At 65.4% G+C, this 22,309-nt stretch carries 22 protein-coding genes; 13 read left to right on the plus strand and 9 right to left on the minus strand.

All coding sequences use genetic code 11. The features are described 5' to 3' along the window. Positions 1 to 7: 7 nt before the first annotated feature. Entirely contained in the window at positions 8 to 709 is a 702-nt protein-coding gene (locus tag RAD15_RS25120) for a c-type cytochrome (protein ID WP_458180872.1), read from the minus strand. A 1,031-nt stretch (positions 710 to 1,740) separates the two neighbouring features. Here RAD15_RS25120 and RAD15_RS25125 point away from each other — a divergent pair. Beyond that, positions 1,741 to 1,935, plus strand: coding sequence for a hypothetical protein (locus RAD15_RS25125; RefSeq protein ID WP_458180873.1), 195 nt, complete (start codon positions 1,741 to 1,743; stop codon positions 1,933 to 1,935). Between the two features lie 148 nt (positions 1,936 to 2,083). Next, a complete protein-coding gene (locus RAD15_RS25130; protein ID WP_458180874.1) occupies positions 2,084 to 2,863 on the plus strand; it encodes a mechanosensitive ion channel family protein in 780 nt (259 codons plus the stop codon). A gap of 79 nt (positions 2,864 to 2,942) precedes the next feature. Here RAD15_RS25130 and RAD15_RS25135 read toward each other — a convergent pair whose 3' ends face one another. Together RAD15_RS25135 and RAD15_RS25140 are read right to left on the minus strand one after the other, a co-directional pair. Next, positions 2,943 to 3,551, minus strand: a complete 609-nt coding sequence (locus RAD15_RS25135) for a CinA family protein (RefSeq protein WP_458180875.1) — start codon at positions 3,549 to 3,551, stop codon at positions 2,943 to 2,945. Positions 3,552 to 3,555: 4 nt separating this feature from the next. Next, positions 3,556 to 4,737: a bifunctional 2-C-methyl-D-erythritol 4-phosphate cytidylyltransferase/2-C-methyl-D-erythritol 2,4-cyclodiphosphate synthase gene (locus RAD15_RS25140; protein ID WP_458180876.1), complete on the minus strand. Its 1,182-nt coding sequence runs from the start codon at positions 4,735 to 4,737 to the stop codon at positions 3,556 to 3,558. A 279-nt stretch (positions 4,738 to 5,016) separates the two neighbouring features. On the opposite strand from RAD15_RS25140, the gene dusB reads away from it, so the two are divergent. From dusB to ntrC, 3 genes are read left to right on the plus strand one after another with little or no spacing between them, the layout of a single operon-like run. Next, positions 5,017 to 6,018 carry a tRNA dihydrouridine synthase DusB gene (gene dusB / locus RAD15_RS25145; protein WP_458181039.1) on the plus strand — a complete coding sequence of 334 codons (1,002 nt, stop codon included), beginning with the start codon at positions 5,017 to 5,019 and terminating at the stop codon, positions 6,016 to 6,018. Then, positions 6,015 to 7,190, plus strand: coding sequence for a two-component system sensor histidine kinase NtrB (locus RAD15_RS25150; RefSeq protein ID WP_458180877.1), 1,176 nt, complete (start codon positions 6,015 to 6,017; stop codon positions 7,188 to 7,190). The genes dusB and RAD15_RS25150 overlap by 4 nt, the downstream gene beginning before the upstream one ends. Before the next feature lie 9 nt (positions 7,191 to 7,199). Then, the gene (ntrC, locus tag RAD15_RS25155) at positions 7,200 to 8,642 is read left to right on the plus strand and encodes a nitrogen regulation protein NR(I) (RefSeq protein ID WP_458180878.1); all 1,443 of its coding nucleotides are present in this window, start codon (positions 7,200 to 7,202) and stop codon (positions 8,640 to 8,642) included. Positions 8,643 to 8,810: 168 nt separating this feature from the next. Here the strand turns inward: ntrC and RAD15_RS25160 are convergent, their stop codons facing one another. After that, complete coding sequence (locus tag RAD15_RS25160; protein ID WP_458180879.1) at positions 8,811 to 8,951, minus strand: hypothetical protein; 141 nt, start codon at positions 8,949 to 8,951, stop codon at positions 8,811 to 8,813. 172 nt (positions 8,952 to 9,123) lie between these two features. Between RAD15_RS25160 and RAD15_RS25165 the strand changes: the two genes are divergently transcribed. The 4 genes from RAD15_RS25165 to hflX all read left to right on the plus strand — a co-directional run bounded on the left by RAD15_RS25165 (position 9,124) and on the right by hflX (position 14,878). Then, complete coding sequence (locus RAD15_RS25165) at positions 9,124 to 11,496, plus strand: ATP-binding protein (RefSeq protein WP_458180880.1); 2,373 nt, start codon at positions 9,124 to 9,126, stop codon at positions 11,494 to 11,496. A gap of 17 nt (positions 11,497 to 11,513) precedes the next feature. Next, positions 11,514 to 12,884 carry a nitrogen assimilation response regulator NtrX gene (ntrX, locus tag RAD15_RS25170; protein WP_458180881.1) on the plus strand — a complete coding sequence of 457 codons (1,371 nt, stop codon included), beginning with the start codon at positions 11,514 to 11,516 and terminating at the stop codon, positions 12,882 to 12,884. 348 nt (positions 12,885 to 13,232) lie between these two features. Next, a complete protein-coding gene (gene hfq / locus RAD15_RS25175) occupies positions 13,233 to 13,481 on the plus strand; it encodes an RNA chaperone Hfq (RefSeq protein WP_007591126.1) in 249 nt (82 codons plus the stop codon). Positions 13,482 to 13,492: 11 nt separating this feature from the next. Then, complete coding sequence (gene hflX, locus RAD15_RS25180) at positions 13,493 to 14,878, plus strand: GTPase HflX (protein WP_458180882.1); 1,386 nt, start codon at positions 13,493 to 13,495, stop codon at positions 14,876 to 14,878. Between the two features lie 156 nt (positions 14,879 to 15,034). Here hflX and RAD15_RS25185 read toward each other — a convergent pair whose 3' ends face one another. Continuing rightward, entirely contained in the window at positions 15,035 to 15,535 is a 501-nt protein-coding gene (locus tag RAD15_RS25185; protein WP_458180884.1) for a GNAT family N-acetyltransferase, read from the minus strand. Further along, a complete protein-coding gene (gene mazG / locus RAD15_RS25190) occupies positions 15,508 to 16,326 on the minus strand; it encodes a nucleoside triphosphate pyrophosphohydrolase (RefSeq protein ID WP_458180885.1) in 819 nt (272 codons plus the stop codon). The genes RAD15_RS25185 and mazG overlap by 28 nt, the downstream gene beginning before the upstream one ends. 126 nt (positions 16,327 to 16,452) lie before the next feature. On the opposite strand from mazG, the gene queC reads away from it, so the two are divergent. Beyond that, complete coding sequence (gene queC, locus RAD15_RS25195) at positions 16,453 to 17,166, plus strand: 7-cyano-7-deazaguanine synthase QueC (protein ID WP_458180886.1); 714 nt, start codon at positions 16,453 to 16,455, stop codon at positions 17,164 to 17,166. A gap of 210 nt (positions 17,167 to 17,376) precedes the next feature. On the opposite strand, the gene RAD15_RS25200 is transcribed toward queC, so the two are convergent. From RAD15_RS25200 to nthA, 3 genes are read right to left on the minus strand one after another with little or no spacing between them, the layout of a single operon-like run. Continuing rightward, positions 17,377 to 17,754 (minus strand): nitrile hydratase accessory protein, encoded by a 378-nt coding sequence (locus tag RAD15_RS25200; RefSeq protein WP_458180887.1) that lies wholly within the window; start codon positions 17,752 to 17,754, stop codon positions 17,377 to 17,379. Continuing rightward, on the minus strand, positions 17,754 to 18,413 hold the full coding sequence (nthB, locus tag RAD15_RS25205; RefSeq protein ID WP_458180888.1) for a nitrile hydratase subunit beta: 660 nt from the start codon (positions 18,411 to 18,413) through the stop codon (positions 17,754 to 17,756). The genes RAD15_RS25200 and nthB overlap by 1 nt, the downstream gene beginning before the upstream one ends. Beyond that, a complete protein-coding gene (gene nthA, locus RAD15_RS25210; protein ID WP_458180889.1) occupies positions 18,410 to 19,036 on the minus strand; it encodes a nitrile hydratase subunit alpha in 627 nt (208 codons plus the stop codon). The genes nthB and nthA overlap by 4 nt, the downstream gene beginning before the upstream one ends. Positions 19,037 to 19,099: 63 nt before the next feature. Between nthA and RAD15_RS25215 the strand changes: the two genes are divergently transcribed. The 3 genes from RAD15_RS25215 (at position 19,100) to RAD15_RS25225 (ending at position 22,291) form a co-directional block, all read left to right on the plus strand. Beyond that, entirely contained in the window at positions 19,100 to 19,861 is a 762-nt protein-coding gene (locus tag RAD15_RS25215; RefSeq protein WP_458180890.1) for a hypothetical protein, read from the plus strand. A gap of 34 nt (positions 19,862 to 19,895) precedes the next feature. Then, positions 19,896 to 20,702 (plus strand): enoyl-CoA hydratase/isomerase family protein, encoded by an 807-nt coding sequence (locus RAD15_RS25220; protein WP_458180891.1) that lies wholly within the window; start codon positions 19,896 to 19,898, stop codon positions 20,700 to 20,702. 113 nt (positions 20,703 to 20,815) lie between these two features. Beyond that, complete coding sequence (locus RAD15_RS25225) at positions 20,816 to 22,291, plus strand: DASS family sodium-coupled anion symporter (protein WP_458180892.1); 1,476 nt, start codon at positions 20,816 to 20,818, stop codon at positions 22,289 to 22,291. Positions 22,292 to 22,309: the final 18 nt, after the last annotated feature.

The following is a 22,309-nucleotide window of genomic DNA, read 5'->3' on the forward strand; positions in this document are numbered from 1 at the left end:
CGCCTCGTCAGTTGGGCTGGCTGCCGCAGCCGAACGGCAGCGCGTAGCTGCCTTTCGGCACGGGGGCCGGATTGGCGGGCGCCGGCCGCGTCGCGAGCCAGGCCGCGACTGCGGTGACGTCGGCCTCGGTCAAATGGCCGGCGACGAGCTGCATGCAGTCGGGCGATTTCGCCGTGCGGGTGCCGTAGCGCCAGGCGCCGAGCTGGGCGCTGATGTAGTTGGCGCGCAGGCCAAGCAGGCCGGGGATGCCGGGCTGCATGCCTGCCAGTCCCGGGCCGTGGCAGCTCACGCAGGCCGGAATGTTTCGTCCCGCATCGCCGCTGGTGGCGAGCAACTCACCCTGCGCCAGCACCTCCTTGCTGACCTCGCTCGGCGCCGGCTGCGGCAGCGGCGGATGCTCGCCGGCAAAATACTCCGCCATCGCTTCCAGATACGGATCGGGCAGGAATTCCAGCAGATAGTTCATCGGCGGATATTTGCGCCGGCCGCTGCGGAAGGCGAGGAGCTGGTTGTAGAGATAGCCGGCGGGCTTGCCGGCGAGGCGCGGGAAATAGACGTCGCTGGTGCCTTCGCCCTTGTTGCCGTGGCAGGGCGTGCACGCCTCGACCCGCGCCGCCATCGTATCCGGCGGCTGGTTGGCCGTCTGCGCGGCCGCACCGCCAATGGTGGTCAAGGTGGCAATGGCCAGAGCGGTAGCACGAGCGAACACGCCGTCGGCCTCCAGAGACTGAGCCCGGTTGATTCCTGGCCACAACGTAGAGCCGCATTATTGCGCCAATATTTTCGTACGCAAGTTCGGAGAAGACCGATGACGTTTAGTCGCGCTGTTGCGCGACAAATTATGATCGATTTCGACCAGTTCTGCGCGCCTTTTGAAAAGCAGACATAACACTGCGCTCTCGCGACAGTTTCTGTCCGAGCTTTGCTTCGTCGTGTCGCCCCTCCGATGTCAGAGGGCGCAGGGAAGGCCGGGTGCCGTCTGGCACCCACGGCCCACTGTGCGAAGGTTGCGCTGAAAGAAGCTGCACAGCGGCATACAGCTGAAGCCCAACACCCGGCCTTTCCCTGCGCGATGGTTTGACGGCTTATGCCGAGCTCTCCCGGGGCGCGATGCACTATTGCCCCCGTCGCCTTGCGGATGACTGACATGCGTGCCCGGTCGGGCAACACACATCACCACAAGACTTGGCGCAACCATAAGACCTGGGGCAACCACAAGACTTGGCGCACAGACCCCGGACGCCGGGACGACACGGTTTTGCCGTACGCAGATCACACCGGTCGTGTGCGCGAAGGCCCTCGCTCACGGTTTCCCGCCCTGCGATGCCCGTCGCGCCGGTGCTGCCTGCGTCCACCGCCGCTCGTCCCGCGTGTCGTGATGATCGCGATACGCCCCTTTGGCCGGGATGAGGTGATGCGCGAATACGCCAAAACAGAATTTCGGTAAAGGTTCGGTAAAGGTGAGTGTTTTCGCGCGCGGCAATTGACCGCCGGCTGGGTGTTTTGCCCGACCGGCAGCACAAGGGCTTGTAGGGATGGGCAGGACGTCCACAAGCCCGGCGCACAATCGATAATTCAAACTCGGCACGATCGAACGTGACCAGTGCAGTTTGTGCCAAAACGCTGTGGGATGACGGAACACCCCTTGCCGCGAGCGGACACCTGCAAAGGCTGTATTTCATGGGATGTTCAACTAAAATCCGAGTCGGGCGCGGGGCTTGTTTAGCGGGACCTGGATACATGGCGCGTTGGAAGCAATCGTGGAGCGAGGACGACCTCAACCGGCTCAGGATGCTCGCAGGCACCAAGCCGATTACGACGATCGCGAAAGAGCTCGGACGGACCACGGGGACGGTGCTCGCGAAGGCGATCGAGCAAAAACTCCCCGTCATTCATCGGGTCGAGCGAACGACGCCATATCAGGGCCCGCGGTGAACGCGGGATTCCGGCCGGCCGATCCACGGCGTTCACGTTGCTTTCACCCATGCGGTCCGGCGACGGGTGCTTGACGATTGGCAAGCCGGCGATGGGATCATTTTCCGCGACGGCGCGTTCTCAACCGATTGTCCCGGTTGGAGCCGCCATGATCATCAATTTCGACACGCTGAAAGCGTCGCTCGTCCTGTATGGGCTGAATGCGATCTACGCGATCCTGCTCCTTGCGATCGGGTGGTATCTGTCCGGCGCCATGCAGCGCTTCGCAACGCGCGTGCTCAGTGTCACGCACCGCGTCGATCCGCTCGTGACCTTGTTCGTCGGCAGCCTCGCGCGCTATGGCGTGCTGGCGGTGGTCGGCATCGCCGTGCTTCAGCTGTTCGGCATCCAGACCGCAAGCCTCGTCGCCGTGCTGGGCGCGACATCCCTCGCCATCGGCCTTGCTCTTCAAGGCACGCTCTCCAATCTCGCCGCCGGCGTGATGCTGCTGTTGTTCCGGCCCTTCCACATCGGCGATGACGTCGAGGTTGCCGGCAAGGCCGGGAAGGTGCGGTCGCTGTCGCTGTTCATGACCGAGCTGGTCGCCCCCGACAACACGCAGATCCTGCTTCCGAACGGACAGGTGTGGGGCGCGGCGATCATCAATCACAGCGCCTATCCCGGCACGGGCGAGGTGAAGGTGACGTTTCCGGTCAGGGCCGGATCGGCCAACGCGCTGGCCGACCAGATCTTGAAGGAGCTGCGCAACGATTCCCGCATCGACGATCACGCCGAGCCTGCCGTCCGCATCTCCAAGGTCGTCGATGTCGCCAATCCGGCATCGCCCATTCTGGAATTGACCGTCAGCGCAAAGGCGAAGCCGTCGGAAGCCGACGCGGTCAAGCAATGCGTGCTCGATCATGCGAGCGCGCTGCTGGCGGCGGCGTGAGACCTTGCGGCGTACGCAGACTCGTAGCCCGGATTGCGCTGCGCTCCATCCGGGCTGCGGGGCTACGGGCTACGCGGCCTCATCCCCTTGGCGAGCGCGGCGGCCGGCGCTTTGCCGCATGCCGGCGCGGCGAGCGGGTCACACGGGGACGCAGGCGGCTTGCGGCTGTGCGTTGCGGCTTGGCCGCGACCTGCGGGCCGCGGGCGAGGTCCATCAGCATGCGCAGCGCCTCGACGACGGAGCGCTGACGCACGGCGGTGCGGCCGATCGCGCCGAAGCGGTGCTCGCGATGGATGATACGGCCGTCGCGCGCGGCGGCGGCGAAATGGACGAGGCCGACCGGCTTGCCCGGGGTGGCGCCGCCGGGGCCGGCGATGCCGGTGATGGCGACCGCGAGGTCGACGCCGGCACGCTCCAGCGCGCCGACCGCCATCGCGGTCGCGGTCTCCTTGCTGACCGCGCCGAAATTCGCGAGCGTGCCGGCTTCGACCCCCAGCATCGCGCGCTTGGCGTCGTTGGAATAGGTGACGAAGCCGCGATCGATGACGTCCGAGGAGCCGGGAATGTCGGTCAGCGCGCCGGCGACGAGGCCGCCGGTGCAGGACTCCGCCGTTGCGATCGTCAGCTTGCGCATCCGGCACAGATCGAGCAGCGAGCGGGAGAGGGCGCGTGCGTCGCTGCCGCCCATGACCTTACACGCTCCAGGGAAGGCGGATGGTGGCGCTCGCGGTGGCCGCGATGCCTTCCTCGCGGCCGGTGAAGCCGAGCCGCTCGCTGGTGGTCGCCTTCACCGCGACGCGCGAGATGTCGACGCCGGAGATCTCGGCGATGCGCGCGCGCATGGTGTCGCGCAAGGGGCCAATCTTCGGCCGTTCGCAGATCATCGTCACCTCGAGATTGGCGACGCGGCCGCCGCGCTGCGTCACGCGCTCGATGGCATATTTCAGGAACTGGTCGGAGGAGGCGCCCTTCCACTTGGCGTCGCTCGGCGGGAAGTGCGAGCCGATGTCGCCGTCGGCGAGCGCGCCGAGGATGGCATCGACCAGCGCATGCAGGCCGACATCGCCGTCGGAATGGGCGAGAAAACCTTTGGTGTGCGGCACGCGCACGCCGCAGAGCATGAGGTGATCGCCTTCGCCGAAGGCGTGCACGTCGTAGCCGGTGCCGGTCCTGATGTCGCCGAGCTGGGCCGCCAGACGCGCTTCCTCGCGCACGAAGTCCTCGGGAGTGGTGAGTTTCATATTGGCAACATCGCCTTCAAAGGTTGCAACCGTCAATCCCGCCCATTCGGCAATCGCGGCATCGTCGGTGAAATCGCTGCGTCCGTCCTTCGCCGCGCGACGATGCGCCTCGAGGATGACGTCGAAACGAAAGGATTGCGGCGTCTGCGCGATTCGCAAGCGCGCGCGGTCCGGCGTGTCCTCGACATGGCCGCTCGCGCCGGTGAGCTTGATGGTGTCGGTGACGGGAATGGCGGGGATCGCCGCGCCGGTGCGGCTCGCCGCCTCGATCGCGCGCGAGATCAATCCTTCCGAGACGAAGGGTCGGGCGGCGTCGTGGATCAGCACGATATCGGGCTTGAGCCTCGCCAGCGCTTCGAGACCGGCGAGCACGGAGGCCTGGCGCGTGGCGCCGCCATTGGTCGGCGGCTCGTGCGTGAGCCCTGCGACCGCGGCCGTGAACATGGCGCTGTCGTCGGGGTTCACCACGGGCTGCACCGCGAAGACATCGGGATGGCGGCTGAAAGCTTCCATGGCGCGGTAGATCACGGGCACACCGCCGATCTCGCGATATTGCTTGGGACCACCGGCACCGGCGCGCAGGCCGCGGCCGGCTGCGACCAGAACGACTGCGGTGCGCTGTGATTTCGCCATAGGACTCAAATACTCATTGGTGATGAAGAGCAGGGGAGTGGGGTGATTGCCGCATGCCTCTAGCACGGCAGGCCCGCAAAAAAAGGGGGTTTCCCCGGATTGTGGGAAACAGCATTTTGCTGCACTGCACTTGAAAAATTTGCAGAACTGTCTAAACTGTAGGCATGACGCTTGACTGCACAAGAATTGTGCGCAAGATAGATCATGGCAGGCGCGATGAGGCCCTGCCTAGTCAACGAGACCCCTGTGACCGGCTCGGCAGTATCAGGCACTAAGCCGTTGAAAATAGGCGATATTGATGTCGCCACCCCGGTCTTCCTGGCGCCAATGTCGGGAGTGACTGACTCGCCCGTCCGCCGGCTCGCCGCCGAGCTTGGCGCCGGTCTGGTCGTCTCCGAAATGACTGCCAGCGACGAGCTCGCCAACGGCCATCGGATGTCCCGGTTGCGCTGCGAAGCCACCGGGGTCGGCCCGCATGTGGTCCAGCTCGCCGGCTGCGAGTCGCACTGGATGGCGGAAGGCGCCCGGATCGCGGAAGCCGAAGGCGCCGATATCATCGACATCAACATGGGCTGCCCGGCCCGTCACGTCACTGGCGGCCAGTCGGGCTCGGCCCTGATGCGCGACCTCGACCACGCCGTCAGCCTGATCGATGCGACGATCGCGGCCGTGAAGGTACCGGTGACACTGAAGATGCGGCTCGGCTGGGACGACCGCACCCGCAACGCGCCGGAGCTGGCGCGGCGCGCGGAAGCGGCCGGCATCCAGCTCGTCACCGTGCATGGCCGCACGCGCTGCCAGTTCTATAAGGGCGAGGCCGATTGGGACGCGATCCGCGCTGTGCGGGAAGCCATCTCCCTTCCGCTCGTCGTCAATGGCGACATCACCTCTTACGAGAAGGCGCTTGCGGCGCTGGAGGCCTCCGGCGCCGATGCCGTGATGATCGGCCGCGGCGCGAACGGCCAGCCCTGGCTGCCTGGCGAGATCGGCCGTCGCCTCAAGGGCGGGGCCGCTGAAGCCACGCCGTCGCTCGAGACGCAACTCCAATACGTCCGCACGCTCTATGAGGGCGTCTGTGCGCTCTACGGCCTGCGCGTCGGCCTCAAGCACGCCCGCAAGCATCTCGGCTGGGCGCTCGACGTCGCCGCCGAGGCGAGCGGCGCGCCGGTCGAGAAGCTGAAATCCTGGCGCCAGACCATCCTCACCTCGGAAGATCCGGGCCGCGTCCACCAGTCACTGCAAGATGCCTTCGACGACTTCGCATGGAGCGCTGCTGCATGAGCTCAGCCGCTGAACATCGTCGGCCGGTTCCGTCCGACAGCGACGCGATCCTGGATGCGCTTCCCAATCCCGTGCTCATGATCGGGCCGGACGGCAAGATCGTCGCCGCCAATATCGCGACCGAAGCCTTCTTCGATATCTCGACGCAGTTCCTGAAGCGGCAGTCGCTGAAGGAGCTGGTGCCGTTCGGCAGTCCGTTGCTGGCGCTGATCGACCAGGTGCGCTCGTCGAACTCGCCGGTCAATGAATACAAGGTCGATCTCGGCACGCCGCGCATGGGCGGCGACCGTCAGGTCGACCTGCATGTGGCCCCGCTCACGGAGCGGCCTGGCCACATCGTGGTGATGCTCCAGGAGCGCTCCATCGCCGACAAGATGGATCGCCAGCTCACCCACCGCAGCGCTGCGCGCTCGGTGATAGCGCTAGCAGCCATGCTCGCGCATGAAATCAAGAATCCGCTCTCGGGCATCCGCGGCGCGGCGCAGCTGCTGGAACAGCAGGCCTCCTCCGAGGACCGCATGCTGACGCGGCTGATCTGCGACGAGGCCGACCGCATCGTGACGCTGGTCGACCGCATGGAGGTGTTCGGCGACGAGCGCCCCGTGGTGCGCGGCCCCGTCAACATCCATTCGGTGCTCGATCACGTGAAGCGGCTGGCGCAATCGGGCTTTGCCCGCAACATCCGCTTCATCGAGGACTACGATCCCTCGCTGCCGCCGGTGCTGGCGAACCAGGATCAGCTGATCCAGGTGTTCCTCAACCTCGTGAAGAACGCCGCCGAAGCGCTGATCGACGTTCCCGACGCCGAGATCCAGCTCACCACCGCATTCCGCCCCGGCGTGCGCCTGTCAGTCCCCGGTCAAAAATCCCGGGTATCCCTGCCGCTTGAGTTCTGCGTGAGAGACAATGGACCAGGCGTGCCGGACGATCTTCTGCCCAACCTGTTCGATCCCTTCGTGACCACCAAGCAGACCGGCTCGGGTCTCGGCCTTGCGCTGGTCGCAAAGATCGTCGGCGATCACGGGGGCATCATCGAATGCGAGTCTCAGCCGCGCAAGACCACCTTCCGCGTGCTGATGCCGATGTATTCCACATCGGTCAAACATGCCGATCAAAGCAGTCGCGACGGCTCTGCCGGGAAGTCGTCGTCTGCGTCACAGGGGGCAAAATGAGGATTAACGATGCCCGCAGGTAGCATTCTCGTTGCTGATGACGACACCGCCATCCGCACAGTTCTCAATCAGGCACTATCCCGGGCCGGCTACGAGGTCAGGCTCACCGGCAATGCCGCAACGCTGTGGCGCTGGGTCAGCCAGGGGGAGGGCGATCTCGTCATCACCGATGTGGTGATGCCGGACGAAAACGCCTTCGACCTGCTGCCGCGGATCAAGAAGATGCGGCCGAATCTGCCCGTCATCGTCATGAGCGCGCAGAACACCTTCATGACGGCGATCCGCGCCTCCGAGCGGGGGGCGTACGAATATCTGCCAAAGCCCTTCGACCTGAAGGAGCTGATCGCCATCGTCGGCCGCGCGCTGGCCGAGCCCAAGGAGCGGGTCTCGACGCCGGACGACGACGCCGAGATGGAGGCGATCCCGCTGGTCGGCCGCTCGCCGGCGATGCAGGAAATCTACCGCGTGCTGGCGCGGCTGATGCAGACCGACCTTACCGTGATGATCACGGGCGAGTCCGGCACCGGCAAGGAGCTGGTGGCGCGCGCGCTGCACGATTACGGCAAGCGCCGCAACGGCCCGTTCGTCGCCGTCAACATGGCGGCGATCCCGCGCGACCTGATCGAGTCCGAACTGTTCGGCCATGAGCGCGGCGCCTTCACCGGCGCCAACACCCGCGCCTCGGGCCGGTTCGAGCAGGCCGAGGGCGGCACGCTGTTCCTCGACGAAATCGGCGACATGCCGATGGAGGCGCAGACCCGTCTGCTGCGCGTGCTGCAGCAGGGCGAATACACCACCGTCGGCGGCCGCACGCCGATCAAGACCGACGTGCGCATCGTCGCGGCCTCCAACAAGGATCTGCGCGTCCTGATCCAGCAGGGGCTGTTCCGCGAAGATTTGTTCTTCCGCCTCAACGTCGTGCCGCTGCGGCTGCCGCCCTTGCGCGAGCGCATCGAGGATCTGCCCGATCTGGTGCGGCACTTCTTCGCGCTCGCCGAGAAGGACGGCCTGCCGCCGAAGAAGCTCGACACGCTGGCGCTGGAGCGGATGAAGCAGCACCGCTGGCCGGGCAACGTGCGCGAGCTCGAGAATCTCGCCCGTCGCCTCGCCGCGCTCTATCCGCAGGACGTGATCACCGGCTCCGTCATCGACGGCGAGCTGGCGCCACCCACGGTCAGCCCGGGTGCAGCGGTCCAGCAGGGCGTCGACAATCTCGGCGGCGCGGTGGAGGCGTATCTGTCCTCGCACTTCCAGGGCTTTCCAAACGGCATGCCGCCGCCCGGCCTCTATCACCGCATCCTCAAGGAGATCGAGGTTCCGCTGCTCACGGCCGCGCTTGCCGCCACCCGCGGCAACCAGATCCGCGCTGCCGACCTGCTCGGCCTCAACCGCAACACGCTGCGGAAGAAGATCCGGGATCTCGATATCCAGGTCTATCGGAGCGGGGGCTGATCTTCCTGGTCGAACGGTGGCTCAGCTCCCCCTACCACAGCGGAGCTGAGCCTGTCCGGATCGCGCTGGCCGTTGTGGCTGGCGCGGTGAGCAGAAGTCCGAATCGCATCGAAATGTTCCGCCGGACCCTTCAAATTCGTCATGAGGCGATCGGGCGCGGCGTCGTACCTATCTGACCAGGCGACCTGTTGCCGGCAGCATGGCGACGTCCGCCGGCGCTTGCATGCCCGGGCCATTGACCAAGAGGTCAGAGGCCACGATCAGCAGCAGCACAGCCGAAACCATGATCGCGAGAAAGAAGCGGTCCATGTCGGGGCAAACCGGAAAGCGGGAATCCGTTCCCGCTGGCCCCGCATGCCCTGTGGATGCGCCGGTCCGCCGCGGGACAGGCGCCGCGGAATTGTCGCAATTCGGCAACAATGTGGTACGAATACATCAGTATCCGCCCGCCGCGGACCCCGTTTTCAGCACCATTGTCGGAATGACCAGCGCAGATACCTCGGCCGCATCCTTTGACACGGCCCCAGCGGAAGAGCCCCGGCGCTGGTCGGTGCGGCGCTGGCTGGCGCCCTTTGCCGTGGCGCTGGCACTGCTGTCGGCGCTCCTGACCTTCCTGGTCCTGACCGGCCTCAGCCAGATCGAGCCGACGCCGACGGTCGTCCGTTCGTTCTATCTGATCAATGCGGCGACGATCCTGCTCCTGGTCGGGATCATCATCCGCGAGCTCTGGCAGCTGATCCTGGCCCGTCGGCGGGGACGGGCGGCGGCGCGTCTCCATGTCCAGATCGTCAGCCTGTTCTCGATCGTGGCGGTGCTGCCGGCGGTGCTGGTCGCCGTCGTCGCCAACGTCACCATCGAGCGCGGCCTCGACCGGCTGTTCTCGGGGCCGACCAAGGAGGTGATCCAGAATTCGCTGACGATCGCGCGGGCCTATATGCAGGACCATGCGCAGCTGATCCGCGGCGACATTCTCGGCATGGCCAACGACATCGCGCATGCCCGGCCGCTCTACGACCAGGATCGCCGCTCGTTCCGCGAATTGCTGACGTCGAGCGCCGGCTCCCGCAATCTGCCGGGCGCGATGATCATCGACAAGAACACCAACATCCTGGAGTCCGCCGACACCGGCATGCGGCTGGCCTATTCGCCGCCCGCGCCGGACTTCCTCAGCAACGTCAACGAGTCCGAGCCGGAGATCGCGGTCCTTCCCGATGCGAGCTTCGTGGCTGCGGTGATCCGTTTGCGCGCCTTCAACGACACCTTCCTTTACGTCGCGCGGCCGCTCGATCCCAATGTCGTCAACCAGCTCAAGCAGACCGAGGTGAGCGTCGCCGAATATGCCCAGATCGAGTCGCGCCGGCTCGGCATCCAGGTCGCCTTTGCGCTGATGTTCGCGGTGATCGCGCTGACCATCCTGATGGCCTCGGTGCTGATCGGCCTGAACTTCGCCAACTCGCTGGTCTCGCCGATCCGGCGGCTGATGAATGCGGCACACACGGTCTCGACCGGCGACCTCCATGTGAAAGTGCCGGTGTACCAGTCGGAAGGCGACCTCGCGCAGCTGGGCGAGACCTTCAACAAGATGACGCAGGAATTGCGCAGCCAGCGCGACGAGCTCGTCAACGCGAGCGACCTCATCGACAGCCGCCGCCGCTTCATCGAGGCGGTGCTGTCGTCCGCGAGCGCCGGCATCATCGGCGTCGATACGTCGGGCAGCGTGGGCATCCTCAATCGCTCTGCCGAGAAGCTGATCGGACACTCCGAAGCGGAGACGCTGGGCCATCCGCTCTCCGACGTGCTGCCCGAGCTCGACGACATGATGAAGACGGCGCGGGAGGGGAGCCAGCGCCTGGTGCAGGGCCAGATCACGATCACCCGCGACGGACAGGAGCGTAACCTCTCGGTCCGCGTCAGCGCCGAGAAGAACCAGCCGCACGACAGCTACATCATCACGCTCGACGACATCACCGAGCTGGTCTCGGCGCAGCGCACCTCGGCCTGGGGCGACGTCGCCCGCCGCATCGCCCACGAGATCAAGAATCCGCTGACGCCGATCCAGCTCTCGGCCGAGCGCATCCGCCGCAAGTTCGGCAAGGACATCACCGAGGCCAAGGACAAGCAGATCTTCGACCAGTGCACCGACACCATCGTACGTCAGGTCGACGATATCAGGCGCATGGTCGACGAGTTCTCGCGCTTCGCGCGGATGCCCAAGCCCGTGATGGAAGGCGAGGACGTCGCCGACACCGTGCGGCAGGCCGTGTTCCTGATGAAGGTCGCCCATCCCGAGATCGATATCGAGGCCGAGTTCAAGCAGGATCCGCTCCGCGCCCAGTTCGACCGGCGGCTGATCTCGCAGGCGGTCACCAACATCGTCAAGAACGCTACCGAGGCGATCGAGCAGGTCCCGCCGGAAGGCCTTGGCAAGGGCCGTATCGACGTCGTGGTGTCGCGCCAGGGCGAGGACGTGCTGATCGACGTCATCGACAACGGCATCGGCCTGCCCAAGGTCGCGCGCTCGCGGCTGCTGGAGCCTTACGTCACGACGCGGGCCAAGGGCACCGGCCTGGGACTTGCGATCGTCGGGCGCGTGCTGGAAGACCATGGCGGCCGCATCGAGCTGAAGGACGCCTCCGATTTCCGTGAAGGCCAGCGCGGCGCCTGGATGCGAATGCGCTTCGCGATCAGCGGTCAACCCGCGAAGGCCGAGACGGCCGAGCAGACGCCGGCCGTCAGCGAAACGGTCACTGAAATCGCCAAGGATCCGGAAACAAAAGAGCCGGCTGCCGGAACCAAAGAGCCGGAAGAAAAGACCAATGATTCACCGAAAATCGAAGCCTCAACAGGCAGCTGACAAGACAGGCGCGACCCATGGCTAGTGAAATTCTGATTGTCGATGATGAGGCCGATATTCGGGATCTCGTTGCGGGCATTCTCGAAGACGAGGGGTTCGTGACCCGGACCGCACGCGACAGCGATACGGCGCTTGCCGAGATCGCCAACCGCAGGCCGCATTTGGTGTTCCTCGACATCTGGCTGCAGGGCTCCAAGCTCGACGGCTTGCAGCTGCTGGAGCAGGTCAAGAAGGACAACGCCGATCTGCCGGTCGTGATGATCTCCGGCCACGGCAACATCGAGACCGCGGTGGCCGCGATCAAGCGCGGCGCCTACGACTTCATCGAGAAGCCGTTCAAGGCCGACCGGCTGATCCTGGTCGCCAACCGCGCACTGGAGAACTCGCGGCTCAAGCGCGAGGTCAAGGAGCTGAAGCAGCTGGCGCCGAGCGCCAGCCAGCTCGTCGGGCGCTCGCCCAGCATGAACCAGCTGCGCCAGACCATCGAGCGTGCGGCCAAGGCCAACAGCCGCATCCTGATCGTCGGCCCCGCCGGCGCCGGCAAGGAGCTGACCGCGCGCACGCTGCACACGGCCTCGGGCCGCGCCGACGGTCCCTTCGTCGTCATCAACGCCGCGGCGATCACGCCGGAGCGGATGGAGCACGAGCTGTTCGGCGTCGAGCAGTCCAATGGCGAGCAGCCGCGCAAGCCCGGCGCGCTCGAGGAAGCCCATGGCGGCACGCTGTTCATCGACGAGATCGCGGACATGCCCCGCGAGACCCAGAACAAGATCCTGCGCGTGCTGGTCGAGCAGTCGTTCCAACGCGTCAGTGGCACCGCCAAGGTGCAGGTCGACGTGCGCATCATCTCCTCGACCGCGCGCAATCTCGAAGAGGAGATCGCGGCGGGCCATTTCCGCGAGGACCTCTATCATCGGCTCTCGGTGGTGCCGATCCGCGTGCCTGCGCTCTCCGAGCGGCGCGAGGACATTCCGGAACTGATCGACTACTTCATGGAGCAGATTTCGGCCGGCAGCGGCCTGCCCAAGCGGCAGATCGGGCAGGATGCGATGGCGGTGCTGCAATCGCACGTCTGGCCGGGCAACGTGCGCCAGCTCCGCAACAACGTTGAGAGGGTCATGATTCTGGCCGCGGGCGGACCGGAGGTGATCATCACCGCCGACATGCTGCCGCAGGACGTCGGCTCCATGGTGCCGGCGATGCCGACCAGCAACAATGGCGAGCACATCATGGGCCTGCCGCTGCGCGAAGCGCGCGAAGTGTTCGAGCGCGACTATTTGATTGCACAGATCAGCCGTTTTTCAGGAAATATTTCTCGTACAGCCGAGTTCGTTGGCATGGAACGTTCGGCACTACATCGGAAGCTGAAGGCGCTTGGTGTCGGCTAGAGCGTTCGAGCGAAGTTGGATACCGGCCCGCATACAGAATGCGCGCGTCGAAACATGAATCTGGAGCCCACGTTCCGATTTCGTCGGCACGTGGCTTCAGCGCCGCGCGTTGCAGGCAAACCCTAGGGTTAGGCGAGGAAAATCATCGATTTCCGTAGTTTTTCGGGGCAATACGGCACCTGCTGCCGCGTCAAGCGGCTTGCCTAATAAGCCCGCGTGTCCTCTAATTGCGCAGCTGTTCCTTCCGAGGGGGATCTCATGAGGAACGGCAACCGGGAGAGGCCCCGAATTTCACAAAGAGGGCCGCGACCGGCGCAATAAAAAGAAACTCAAAGCGAGAAAAAAACAATGGCGGCAGACCGCGCACAAAACCTACAGGACACCTTCCTCAATCACGTTCGCAAAACCAAGACGCCACTGACGATCTTTCTGGTCAATGGAGTGAAGCTCCAGGGCATCGTGACCTGGTTCGACAATTTCTGTTTGCTGCTTCGGCGCGACGGTCATTCGCAGCTTGTCTACAAGCATGCGATCTCGACCATCATGCCGGGCGCACCGATCCAGTTGTTCGAAGGCGGCGAGGATCAGCCGGCTTGAGAGTGCTCTGATTGGAACCCCGGAATTTCGACGGGGATGCCGACCGTTCGCGGCCGGCAGGGGCTAAGCAGACGGGGCGGGTGCTTGTCATCGGCCCCTACTTGCGCGCGCGCGCGGGCAATGCTGACGCGCAATCGGAGAGTCATGTCGTGCGCGACGCCGAGGCCCGGCTCGACGAAGCCGCCGGCCTCGCGCGCGCGATCGACCTCGTCATTGCCGATGCGATCATCGCGCCGATCAGCCAGATCCGCCCCGCCACCTATATCGGCAAGGGCAAGGTCGAGGAGATCGCCGCACTGGCCAAGAGCCTCGACGTCGAGCTCGTGGTGATGGATTGCGCGCTGGCGCCGATCCAGCAGCGCAACCTCGAGAAGGAATTGCATGCCAAGGTGCTCGATCGCACCGGGCTCATCCTGGAAATCTTCGGCCGTCGCGCCAAGACCAAGGAAGGCTCGCTCCAGGTCGAGCTTGCGCATCTCAACTATCAGCGCTCGCGCCTCGTGCGTTCGTGGACCCATCTGGAGCGCCAGCGCGGCGGCTTCGGATTCATGGGCGGCCCCGGCGAGACGCAGATCGAGGCCGACCGCCGCCTGATCCAGGAGCGCATCTCCAAGCTCGAGAGCGAGCTGAAGAAGGTGCAGGCAACCCGGCGCCTGCATCGCGCCGGCCGCCAGCGCGTGCCGTATCGCGTCGTCGCGCTGGTCGGCTACACCAATGCCGGCAAGTCGACGCTGTTCAACCGCCTGACGCGCGCCGACGTGCAAGCGGCGGACATGCTTTTTGCGACACTCGATCCGACCTTGCGCGCCCTCAACCTGCCGCACGGCGGCAAGGCGATGCTGTCGGACACGGTCGGCTTCATCTCCAACCTGCCGACACAGCTCGTCGCCGCCTTCCGCGCCACGCTGGAGGAGGTGCTGGAGGCCGACGTCATCCTGCATGTGCGCGATATCTCGCACGAGGATGCCGAGGCGCAGCAGAGCGACGTCGACGCCGTGCTGCGCCAGCTCGGCATCAATCCTGATGATTCCGGCCGCATCATCGAGGTCTGGAACAAGATCGACCGCTACGATTCCGAGCAGCGCGAAGAGCTTCTGAACATCGCGGCGCGCAGACCGGAGGATCATCCGGCCATGCTGGTCTCGGCCGTATCAGGCGAGGGGGTCGACGCGCTGCTCGCCGCGATCGAGGAACGCCTCGCCGCAAAACGCACCACGCTCGACCTCTCCATCGACGCCGCAGACGGCGCCGGCATCAGCTGGCTGCACCGCAATTCCGAGGTGCTGGCCAAGGAGCTGCATGACGGCCGTTTTGATATGACGGTGCGGGTGGACGAGACCAAGCGGGATATCGTGGTGTCGAGGTTCGACGCGGTGCCGCATCTGTCAGCCCCGTAGTCGTCCTGGCGAAAGCCAGGACCCATACCGCGTGACCTATCGAGGCAGGCGGTCTCCGTACCGACGAATATTCAACTTCGAGCCTTCGCCAAATTCCCTTGTGGGGTAATGGGTCCTGGCTTTCGCCAGGACGACGGTGGAGGCGCACGTCGAAAATCACCTCGACAGGTCGAGGCTCATGAACTGGTTGTGCGGGCTTGCCTGATAGTCGGCAAACGGCTCACAGGATACGAAGCCGGCGCTGCGGTAGAGCGCGACGGCCGGCACGTGCAGCGGCGCCGTGCCGGTCTCCAGGCTGAGACGCGAATATCCGCGCTTGCGGCCTTCGGCAATGATGTGGTGCAGAATGGTTCGCCCGACCCCAGACCGCCGCGCGGTGGGCGCGGCGCGCATCGACTTCACCTCGCCATGCGTCTCATCCAGTTGCTTCAGGGCCCCGAAGCCAGCCAGCACGTTGCCCTGCCAGGCGGTCCAGAACGTTACGGTCGGAGCCGAAAGACCGCTCGCGTCCAATGCCTGCGCGTGCTCGCCCATGACGCTGCGGAGCTCTTCGAGGTGATGTGCCAACAAGTCGGCGACATGCGGCGCCTTCGGGTTGTCCTGCCTGATGTCCACTGCGTGCCCTCGTTTCAGGTCGCCGTCTTCGCCGCGTTCCACAACGCATCCATCTCCGCCAGCGACGCCTGTTCGAGCGTGCGGCCCTGCGCCTCCAGCGCACGCTCGATATAGGCAAAGCGCCGCTCGAACTTTGCATTCGTCGCACGCAGTGCGGCCTCCGGATCGGCGTCGACATGGCGGGCGAGGTTGACGAGGGCGAACATCAGGTCGCCGGTCTCTTCCGCAATCTCCTGCTTGTCGTTGCGGTCGAGCGCGGCCTCGATCTCGTCGGCTTCCTCGCGGATTTTTTGCAGCACCGCGCGCGGGTCGTTCCAGTCGAAGCCGACGGTGGAGGCCTTGCGCTGCAGCTCCATGGCGCGGGTCAGCGCGGGCTGGCCGGCCTTGACGCCTGAGAGCAGCGATTTGTGCGCCGGCGTTGCCTCCGGCGGCCGGCGCGCGGCACGCTCGGCTTTTTCCTCCGCCTTGATGCGGTCCCAGACTTCCTTGACGTGGGAGGAGGCGAGATTGCCGTCCTTGTCGACGAAGACATGGGGATGGCGCCGGATCATTTTTCGCGTGATGGCCTCGACCACGTCGCCGAATGCGAAGGCGTTCTGCTCGGACGCCATCTGGGCGTGGAACACGACCTGGAGCAGGAGATCGCCGAGCTCTTCGCGCAGATCGTCGAGATCGCCGCGGCTGATGGCCTCGACCACCTCATAGGCTTCCTCGATCGTGTAGGGCGCGATGGTCGCGAAATCCTGCTCGAGGTCCCAGGGGCAGCCGGTCACCGGCGTGCGCAGCGCCGCCATGATCTCGATCAGGCGGGAAATGTCGCGGGAAGGGGTCATTGCGGGGCAGTCTCCTGGGTCCAAAACCTTATGCCAAATGCAGGCCGCCGTTCCCAGCCGGGCGCGACGGAACAAGCCGATTTCCACCGATTGGCGCGCTCGTCCCGCAATGCTAAAGCGCGGGCCATGAGTGACGCATTTTCATCAGAAACCGCGCTGGTGCTGTTCTCCGGCGGCCAGGATTCCACCACCTGCCTCGCCTGGGCGCTGAGCCGCTTCGCGCGGGTGGAGACGCTGGGGTTCGAGTACGGCCAGCGCCACGCCATCGAGCTTGCCTGCCGCGACCGGCTGTTCGAGGGCATCAAGGGCCTGCGCACGGACTGGACCGCAAAGCTCGGCGAGAGCCATACGCTCTCGATCCCGACGCTGGCCGACGTGTCCGAGACCGCGCTGACGCGCGACGTCGCGATCGCGATGGGCGCCGACGGCCTGCCCAATACATTCGTGCCCGGCCGCAACCTGGTGTTCCTGACCTTTGCGGCGGCGCTGGCCTACCGGCGTGGCATCAGCCACATCGTCGGCGGCATGTGCGAGACCGACTATTCCGGTTATCCCGATTGCCGCGACGACACCATCCGCGCCATGCAGGCCGCGCTCTCGCTCGGCATGGCCCGGAAGTTCGAATTGCACACGCCCTTGATGTGGATCGACAAGGCCACGACCTGGCAGCTCGCGCATGACCTCGGAGGCGAGGGGCTGGTCGATCTCATCCGCGAGCAATCGCACACCTGCTATCTCGGCGAACGCGGCGCGCAGCATGATTGGGGTTATGGGTGCGGCGAGTGCCCGGCGTGCAGCCTGCGGGCGAAGGGGTGGCGGGAGTTTGTGGCGGGGCGGTAAGGCCTCGCCGTACTCCTCTCGTGCCCCGGACGCAGCGCAGCGCTCCTTCAGCGGTGCGCTGCAGAGCCGGGGCCCATGCTTCCATAGCGTATCGTGTCGCCGTCTGGGTCCCGGCTCTGCGCCGCAACGCTTGCGCGTTGCAGCTTGTCCGGGACACGAGAGTGAACTGCAAAGCATCACCTTGCTTCGCAACGACGGACGTGGCGACAGCTAGCGAAAATCCTCCGGCTTAAGCTCGATCGGCTTGCCGTGCGGCGTGCGATCCGCCGCGTGGTCCCAGGCGTTGCGGTAGCGATGCAAGGTTTCCACGGACGCGACGCCTTTGCGCGCGACGAGGCCCTCCAACGTGGCGAGCCAGTGCAAATAGTAGGTCTCGCCCGTATCGGGATCGCCGGCCGCCTGCGCGCGCTTGATCTCGGAGGCCAAGGCGGCCGCCCATTCCGGCCAGGTGAACACGCCGCGGTCGTGCAGGCTCAGGGCCATCGCGAAGGCATGCGCTTCCCACGGCGCACGGAACACCGGGCCGTCGTCATCGCGCGGAATGCTTGGGATAGCCGCCGCCGCGGCGGCAGCAGCGTCACCACTCATCACGCCGGGTCCAGATACGGCTCGAACGCGTCGATCGACACTTTCAGGGTCGGATCGCCATCCGCGCCCCAGAGATCGCGACCCTCGAACACGACGGTGTAGAGCCATTGCGGATTTTCGCCGAGCTCCATCGCCGCGGAATCCGGAAACACGTGGCAGCCATGGTTCAGTGCGACGATGCCGACGTGGCCGCGCACATAGCGCGGCAGTCTTGTGTGCGTCGTCGGATGAATGTTCTTCGCACGCACACGGTCGCCGATGTTGAATTTTGCCGGGGCCGGAGCAGGGCGGGCGAACTTGCCGCGCACCATGGTGCGCTCGACATCGTCGCGCTTCAGCTTGCCATTCTTGAGCGCCTTTGCAGGCTGCATCGCATGGCCGGCGGCGACCTCCTCGCGCGTGAGGTAGCCTTTCTCGATCAGCATCGCCTCGAGCCCGAGAAACCATTTCTTGTAGTAGGAGCTCGACAGATACACGTGCGGCGGGATCATCTCGCGATAGAAGCGCGAGGTGTCGATGTTGAAGGCGCCGGCCGCGCCCATCGCGCGCACCATGGCCAGCACACGGGACTCCCACTCCTCGTGAAACACCGGCTCGTTCGGCTCGGGCTCGACCCTGCCGAACCCGTCCATGCCGCCCATGTCGTGCACGCCGTTCATGACGGCGCTCCCGGCGTTTTCGGGAAGCCGGTGCCGATCATGGAATCGCGTGTGACGAGCTCGGCGAGCTGCTCCTCGCTCCAGCCTTCCGTGCCTTCTGGACGCATCGGCAGCACCAGAAAACGCGTCTCGGCGGTCGAGTCCCACACCCGGATTTCCATGTCCTTCGGCAGGCTGACGTCGAAATCGGCGAGCACCCCGCGCGGATCCTTCACCGCGCGGGAGCGGTAGGGCGCTGCCTTGTACCAGACCGGCGGCAGCCCCAGCATTTCCCAGGGGTAGCAGGAGCACAGCGTGCACACGACCATGTTGTGGCGCTCAGCTGTGTTCTCGACCACGACGAGATGATCCCCGACGCGGCTGACGTGCCCCAGCGTGCCGATCGCCTTCGAGCCGTCCTCCAGCAGCGCCTTCCTGAAGGCCGGATCGGTCCAGGCCTTGGCGACGACGCGCGCGCCATTGTGCGGGCCGATCTTGGTCTCATAGGCCTGGATGATGGCATCGAGCGCAGCCGGCTCGACATAGCCTTTTTCCGTCAAGATCGTCTCGAGTGCACGCACCCGCAGCTCGGTCTCGGACAGCTCGGAATGGTCGTGATCGTGGTGGTGGTGATGTTCACTCATGGGGCGGAAGATAGTCCCAGAATCCGGGCGTTGTCGAGGCGAAGACTCTGCTAGCATCGCAGCATGGGCTGGGTTGCAAAACGAACCGGAATAGCTGTCGCAACAGCGGCTTTTGCCGCGCTTGCGATCCAGGATGCGCGCGCCGCGAATGGCGCCTATGCGGTCGATGCCGCCGACATTTCCGACGTCGGCTCCTGCAAGGTCGAAAGCTGGATGTCGGCGGCGACGAACACGGATTTCTCCGCGGTCGCCAATCCCTCTTGCGTGGTCGATCCGTTCAGGCCGATCGAGCTGAGCTTGCAGACCGTCCGGGCGCGCAGCGACGGCGACTGGAGCACGACGATTGCGCCGAAAGCCAAGACGAATTTCATCCCGACCGGAATCGGGCGGTGGGGCTTGTCGGCCTACGGGGGCGGATCGTTCGACGCGGCGACCGGCGAGGCACTGACCGCCTTCGCCGTCATCCCCGCGACCTTCCGCCTGTCCGAGACCATGCGCATCAACGTCAACGGTGGCTGGCTGTGGGATCGCACCATCGACCGTCACTATCTGACCTACGGTATCGGCTTCGACTGGAAGTTCACCGACACCCTGCAGTGGACGATCGAGGCCTATGGGCAGGCCGGTGCTTCGGACGTCGCAAGCGTCGTGCAGCCACGTTTCCAGACCGGTGTCCGCTACCGGCCGAACGAGATATTTTCCGTCGACCTGATCTACGGCCGCAACATCACCGGCGAAAACGCCAACTGGATCACCATCGGCACCACGATCCGGTTTCCGGTCGGAGGCAGCGAGCCCGAGCATCGGCGCACCGGGCATTTGTAAGCTGTCCAAGAGCAACAAGAACGGGGAGGCTGAGTTGACCGACTATGTGAAGATCGAGAATGGCCTGGGGCCGGAGGGGCGGATCGCGGTCGTGCGGTTCGACCGCGGCGACGGCATCAATGCGCTGTCGCCGGAGGCGCTGCGGCAACTCACGGCAGCTGCACGCAGCTTTGAGGACGATGCCGCAACCTCCGTCGTGGTGCTGACCGGCAGCGCGAGCGCATTCAGCGCCGGCTTCGACCTGAAGGATGCCGAGGGACGTTCGCGCAAGGACATGGATCTCGGCACGCTGCGGCGGCACCTCAAGCTCGGGCCGCGCCTCACCCAGGCCTGGCAGGAGATGGAGCAGATCACGATCGCGGCGATCGAGGGCTTCTGCATCGGCGGCGGCGTGGCGCTCGCGGTCGCGCTCGACTTCCGTGTCATGGGCAGCGACGCCCATCTGCGCGTGCCCGAGATCGGGCTCGGCATGAACATGAGCTGGCAGAGCATCCCGCGCATGCTGCATCTGATCGGGCCGGCCCGCACCAAGCAGGCGGTGATTTTGGCCGATCAGCGCATCTCGGCGGAGGAAGCCCATGAATGGGGGCTGGTGGAGCACGTCGTCGATCCCGGCCACGCGTTCGATACCGCCATGGACCTCGCCCGGAAGGTCGCCATGCAGCCGCCGCTCTCGGTCGCGATGACGAAACTGACCGTCAACCGGCTCGCGCATGCGCTGGACGATCTCGCCAGCCACATGGACGTCGACCAGTTCGCCCTGGCGAGCCTGACCGAGGACCACAAGGAGGGCGTCGAGGCGTTCCCGGGACGCCGCAAGCCGCGGTTCAGGGGGCGGTAGACCCCAGGTCAGCCATTGATCGGGCCGCGGACAGTCCGTATACGCCGCGCAGGGACAAAATCGGCCCGGCCAACGAGCCGGAAAAATGCGAAGACAATCAAGGGGGAGGGCCCATGACCGCTAGCTCGCAGGCGCCTGAGGCGACGAAGGGATTTCGCTGGAAGCTGATCGCGCCGATCGCGGTGTGGCTGGCGATCTATCTGTGGCCGGTGCCAACAGGGCTCAACGTCAATCAGTGGCACTATTTTGCCGTCTTCGCCGCCGTCATCACCGGGCTCATCCTGGAATCGATGCCGGTCGGCGCGGTCGGCTTCATCGGCCTCACCGTCGCGGGTGTCGCCGGCTATATCGATGCCGATCCCGGCAAATCGCTGCGCTGGATGCTCGCGGGCTTCGCCGAGAGCACGGTGTGGCTGATCGTCGGCGCCTTCGTGTTCTCGATCGGCTATCGCAAGAGCCAGCTCGGCCGGCGCATCGCGCTGGTGCTGGTGCGGCGGCTCGGCCGCAACACGCTCGGGCTCGGCTATGCGGTCGCCATGTCGGATTTCCTGCTCGCGCCGGCAACGCCCTCCAACACGGCGCGCAGCGGCGGCATCGTTTATCCCATCATCAGCAACATCCCGCGCATCTACGGCTCCGAGCCGGGACCGACCGCCGGCAAGATCGGCACCTACGTGATGTGGACCGCCTTTGCGTCGACCGCGGTCACCAGTTCGCTGTTCTTCACCGCGCTCGCGCCCAATGCGGCGGCGCTGGCGATCGCCAAGAAGACCGTGGGCGTCGAGGTGAGCTGGGGGCAGTGGTTCCTGGGCTTTGCACCGCTCGGCATCCTGCTGATGGTGCTCGTTCCGCTGCTCAGCTATCTGGTGTGCCGTCCCGAGGTGAAGCGCAGCCCGGAAATCTCCGAATGGGCGGCGAAGGAACTCGCCGAGATGGGCCCGATGTCGCGCAACGAGTGGATCATGCTCGGCCTGATCGTGCTCGCGATGTTCCTGTGGATCGCGGGCTCGAGCCCGGACATCCACGTGCCACTGCTCGGCTCGAACTTCGTCAACGCTACCACCGTCGTGTTCATCGTGATCTCGCTGATGCTGGTGACCGGCGTGATCGAGTTTGCCGACATCGTCAGCGAGAAGAGCGCCTGGGAGGTGTTCTTCTATTTCACCTCGCTGCTGACGCTGGCCTCGGGTCTCAACGAGATCGGTTTCATCAAATGGTTCGCGACCGAATACGCCAAACCGCTCGCGGGGCTATCGCCGTCCACCGCGATGCTGCTGCTGGTCGCGCTGTTCTTCTGGATCCACTATTTCTTCTCGAGCATCACCTCGCATGCGGCCGCCGTGCTGCCGGTGGTGCTGGCGGTCGGATCCGGCATCGCCGACCTGCCGGTCACGACGCTGGCGATGCTCTGTATGTATTCGCTCGGCCTGATGGGCGTGATCTCGCCTTACGCGACGGGGCCTGCGCCGATGTATTTCGGCAGCGGCTATATCGGGAAGGGCCAGTTCTGGGGTTTTGGCCTGATCTTCGGGCTGCTCTATTTCGCCGGCCTCCTGCTGATCGTGCTGCCCTGGTTGCAGACCCGTTGAGCCGGGTGCGAGGCCAAT

It is taken from the genome of Bradyrhizobium sp. 14AA, from assembly GCF_054185205.1.

Bases quoted from the DNA above. Each gene is read 5' to 3' on its own strand.
- RAD15_RS25125 (WP_458180873.1), top strand. From the start codon at position 1,741: ATGGCGCGTTGGAAGCAATCGTGGAGCGAGGACGACCTCAACCGGCTC.
- RAD15_RS25130 (WP_458180874.1), top strand. From the start codon at position 2,084: ATGATCATCAATTTCGACACGCTGAAAGCGTCGCTCGTCCTGTATGGG.
- RAD15_RS25135 (WP_458180875.1), bottom strand. From the start codon at position 3,551: ATGGGCGGCAGCGACGCACGCGCCCTCTCCCGCTCGCTGCTCGATCTG.
- RAD15_RS25140 (WP_458180876.1), bottom strand. From the start codon at position 4,737: ATGGCGAAATCACAGCGCACCGCAGTCGTTCTGGTCGCAGCCGGCCGC.
- RAD15_RS25150 (WP_458180877.1), top strand. From the start codon at position 6,015: ATGAGCTCAGCCGCTGAACATCGTCGGCCGGTTCCGTCCGACAGCGAC.
- ntrC (WP_458180878.1), top strand. From the start codon at position 7,200: ATGCCCGCAGGTAGCATTCTCGTTGCTGATGACGACACCGCCATCCGC.
- RAD15_RS25160 (WP_458180879.1), bottom strand. From the start codon at position 8,951: ATGGACCGCTTCTTTCTCGCGATCATGGTTTCGGCTGTGCTGCTGCTG.
- RAD15_RS25165 (WP_458180880.1), top strand. From the start codon at position 9,124: ATGACCAGCGCAGATACCTCGGCCGCATCCTTTGACACGGCCCCAGCG.
- ntrX (WP_458180881.1), top strand. From the start codon at position 11,514: ATGGCTAGTGAAATTCTGATTGTCGATGATGAGGCCGATATTCGGGAT.
- hfq (WP_007591126.1), top strand. From the start codon at position 13,233: ATGGCGGCAGACCGCGCACAAAACCTACAGGACACCTTCCTCAATCAC.
- mazG (WP_458180885.1), bottom strand. From the start codon at position 16,326: ATGACCCCTTCCCGCGACATTTCCCGCCTGATCGAGATCATGGCGGCG.
- queC (WP_458180886.1), top strand. From the start codon at position 16,453: ATGAGTGACGCATTTTCATCAGAAACCGCGCTGGTGCTGTTCTCCGGC.
- RAD15_RS25200 (WP_458180887.1), bottom strand. From the start codon at position 17,754: ATGAGTGGTGACGCTGCTGCCGCCGCGGCGGCGGCTATCCCAAGCATT.
- nthB (WP_458180888.1), bottom strand. From the start codon at position 18,413: ATGAACGGCGTGCACGACATGGGCGGCATGGACGGGTTCGGCAGGGTC.
- nthA (WP_458180889.1), bottom strand. From the start codon at position 19,036: ATGAGTGAACATCACCACCACCACGATCACGACCATTCCGAGCTGTCC.
- RAD15_RS25215 (WP_458180890.1), top strand. From the start codon at position 19,100: ATGGGCTGGGTTGCAAAACGAACCGGAATAGCTGTCGCAACAGCGGCT.
- RAD15_RS25225 (WP_458180892.1), top strand. From the start codon at position 20,816: ATGACCGCTAGCTCGCAGGCGCCTGAGGCGACGAAGGGATTTCGCTGG.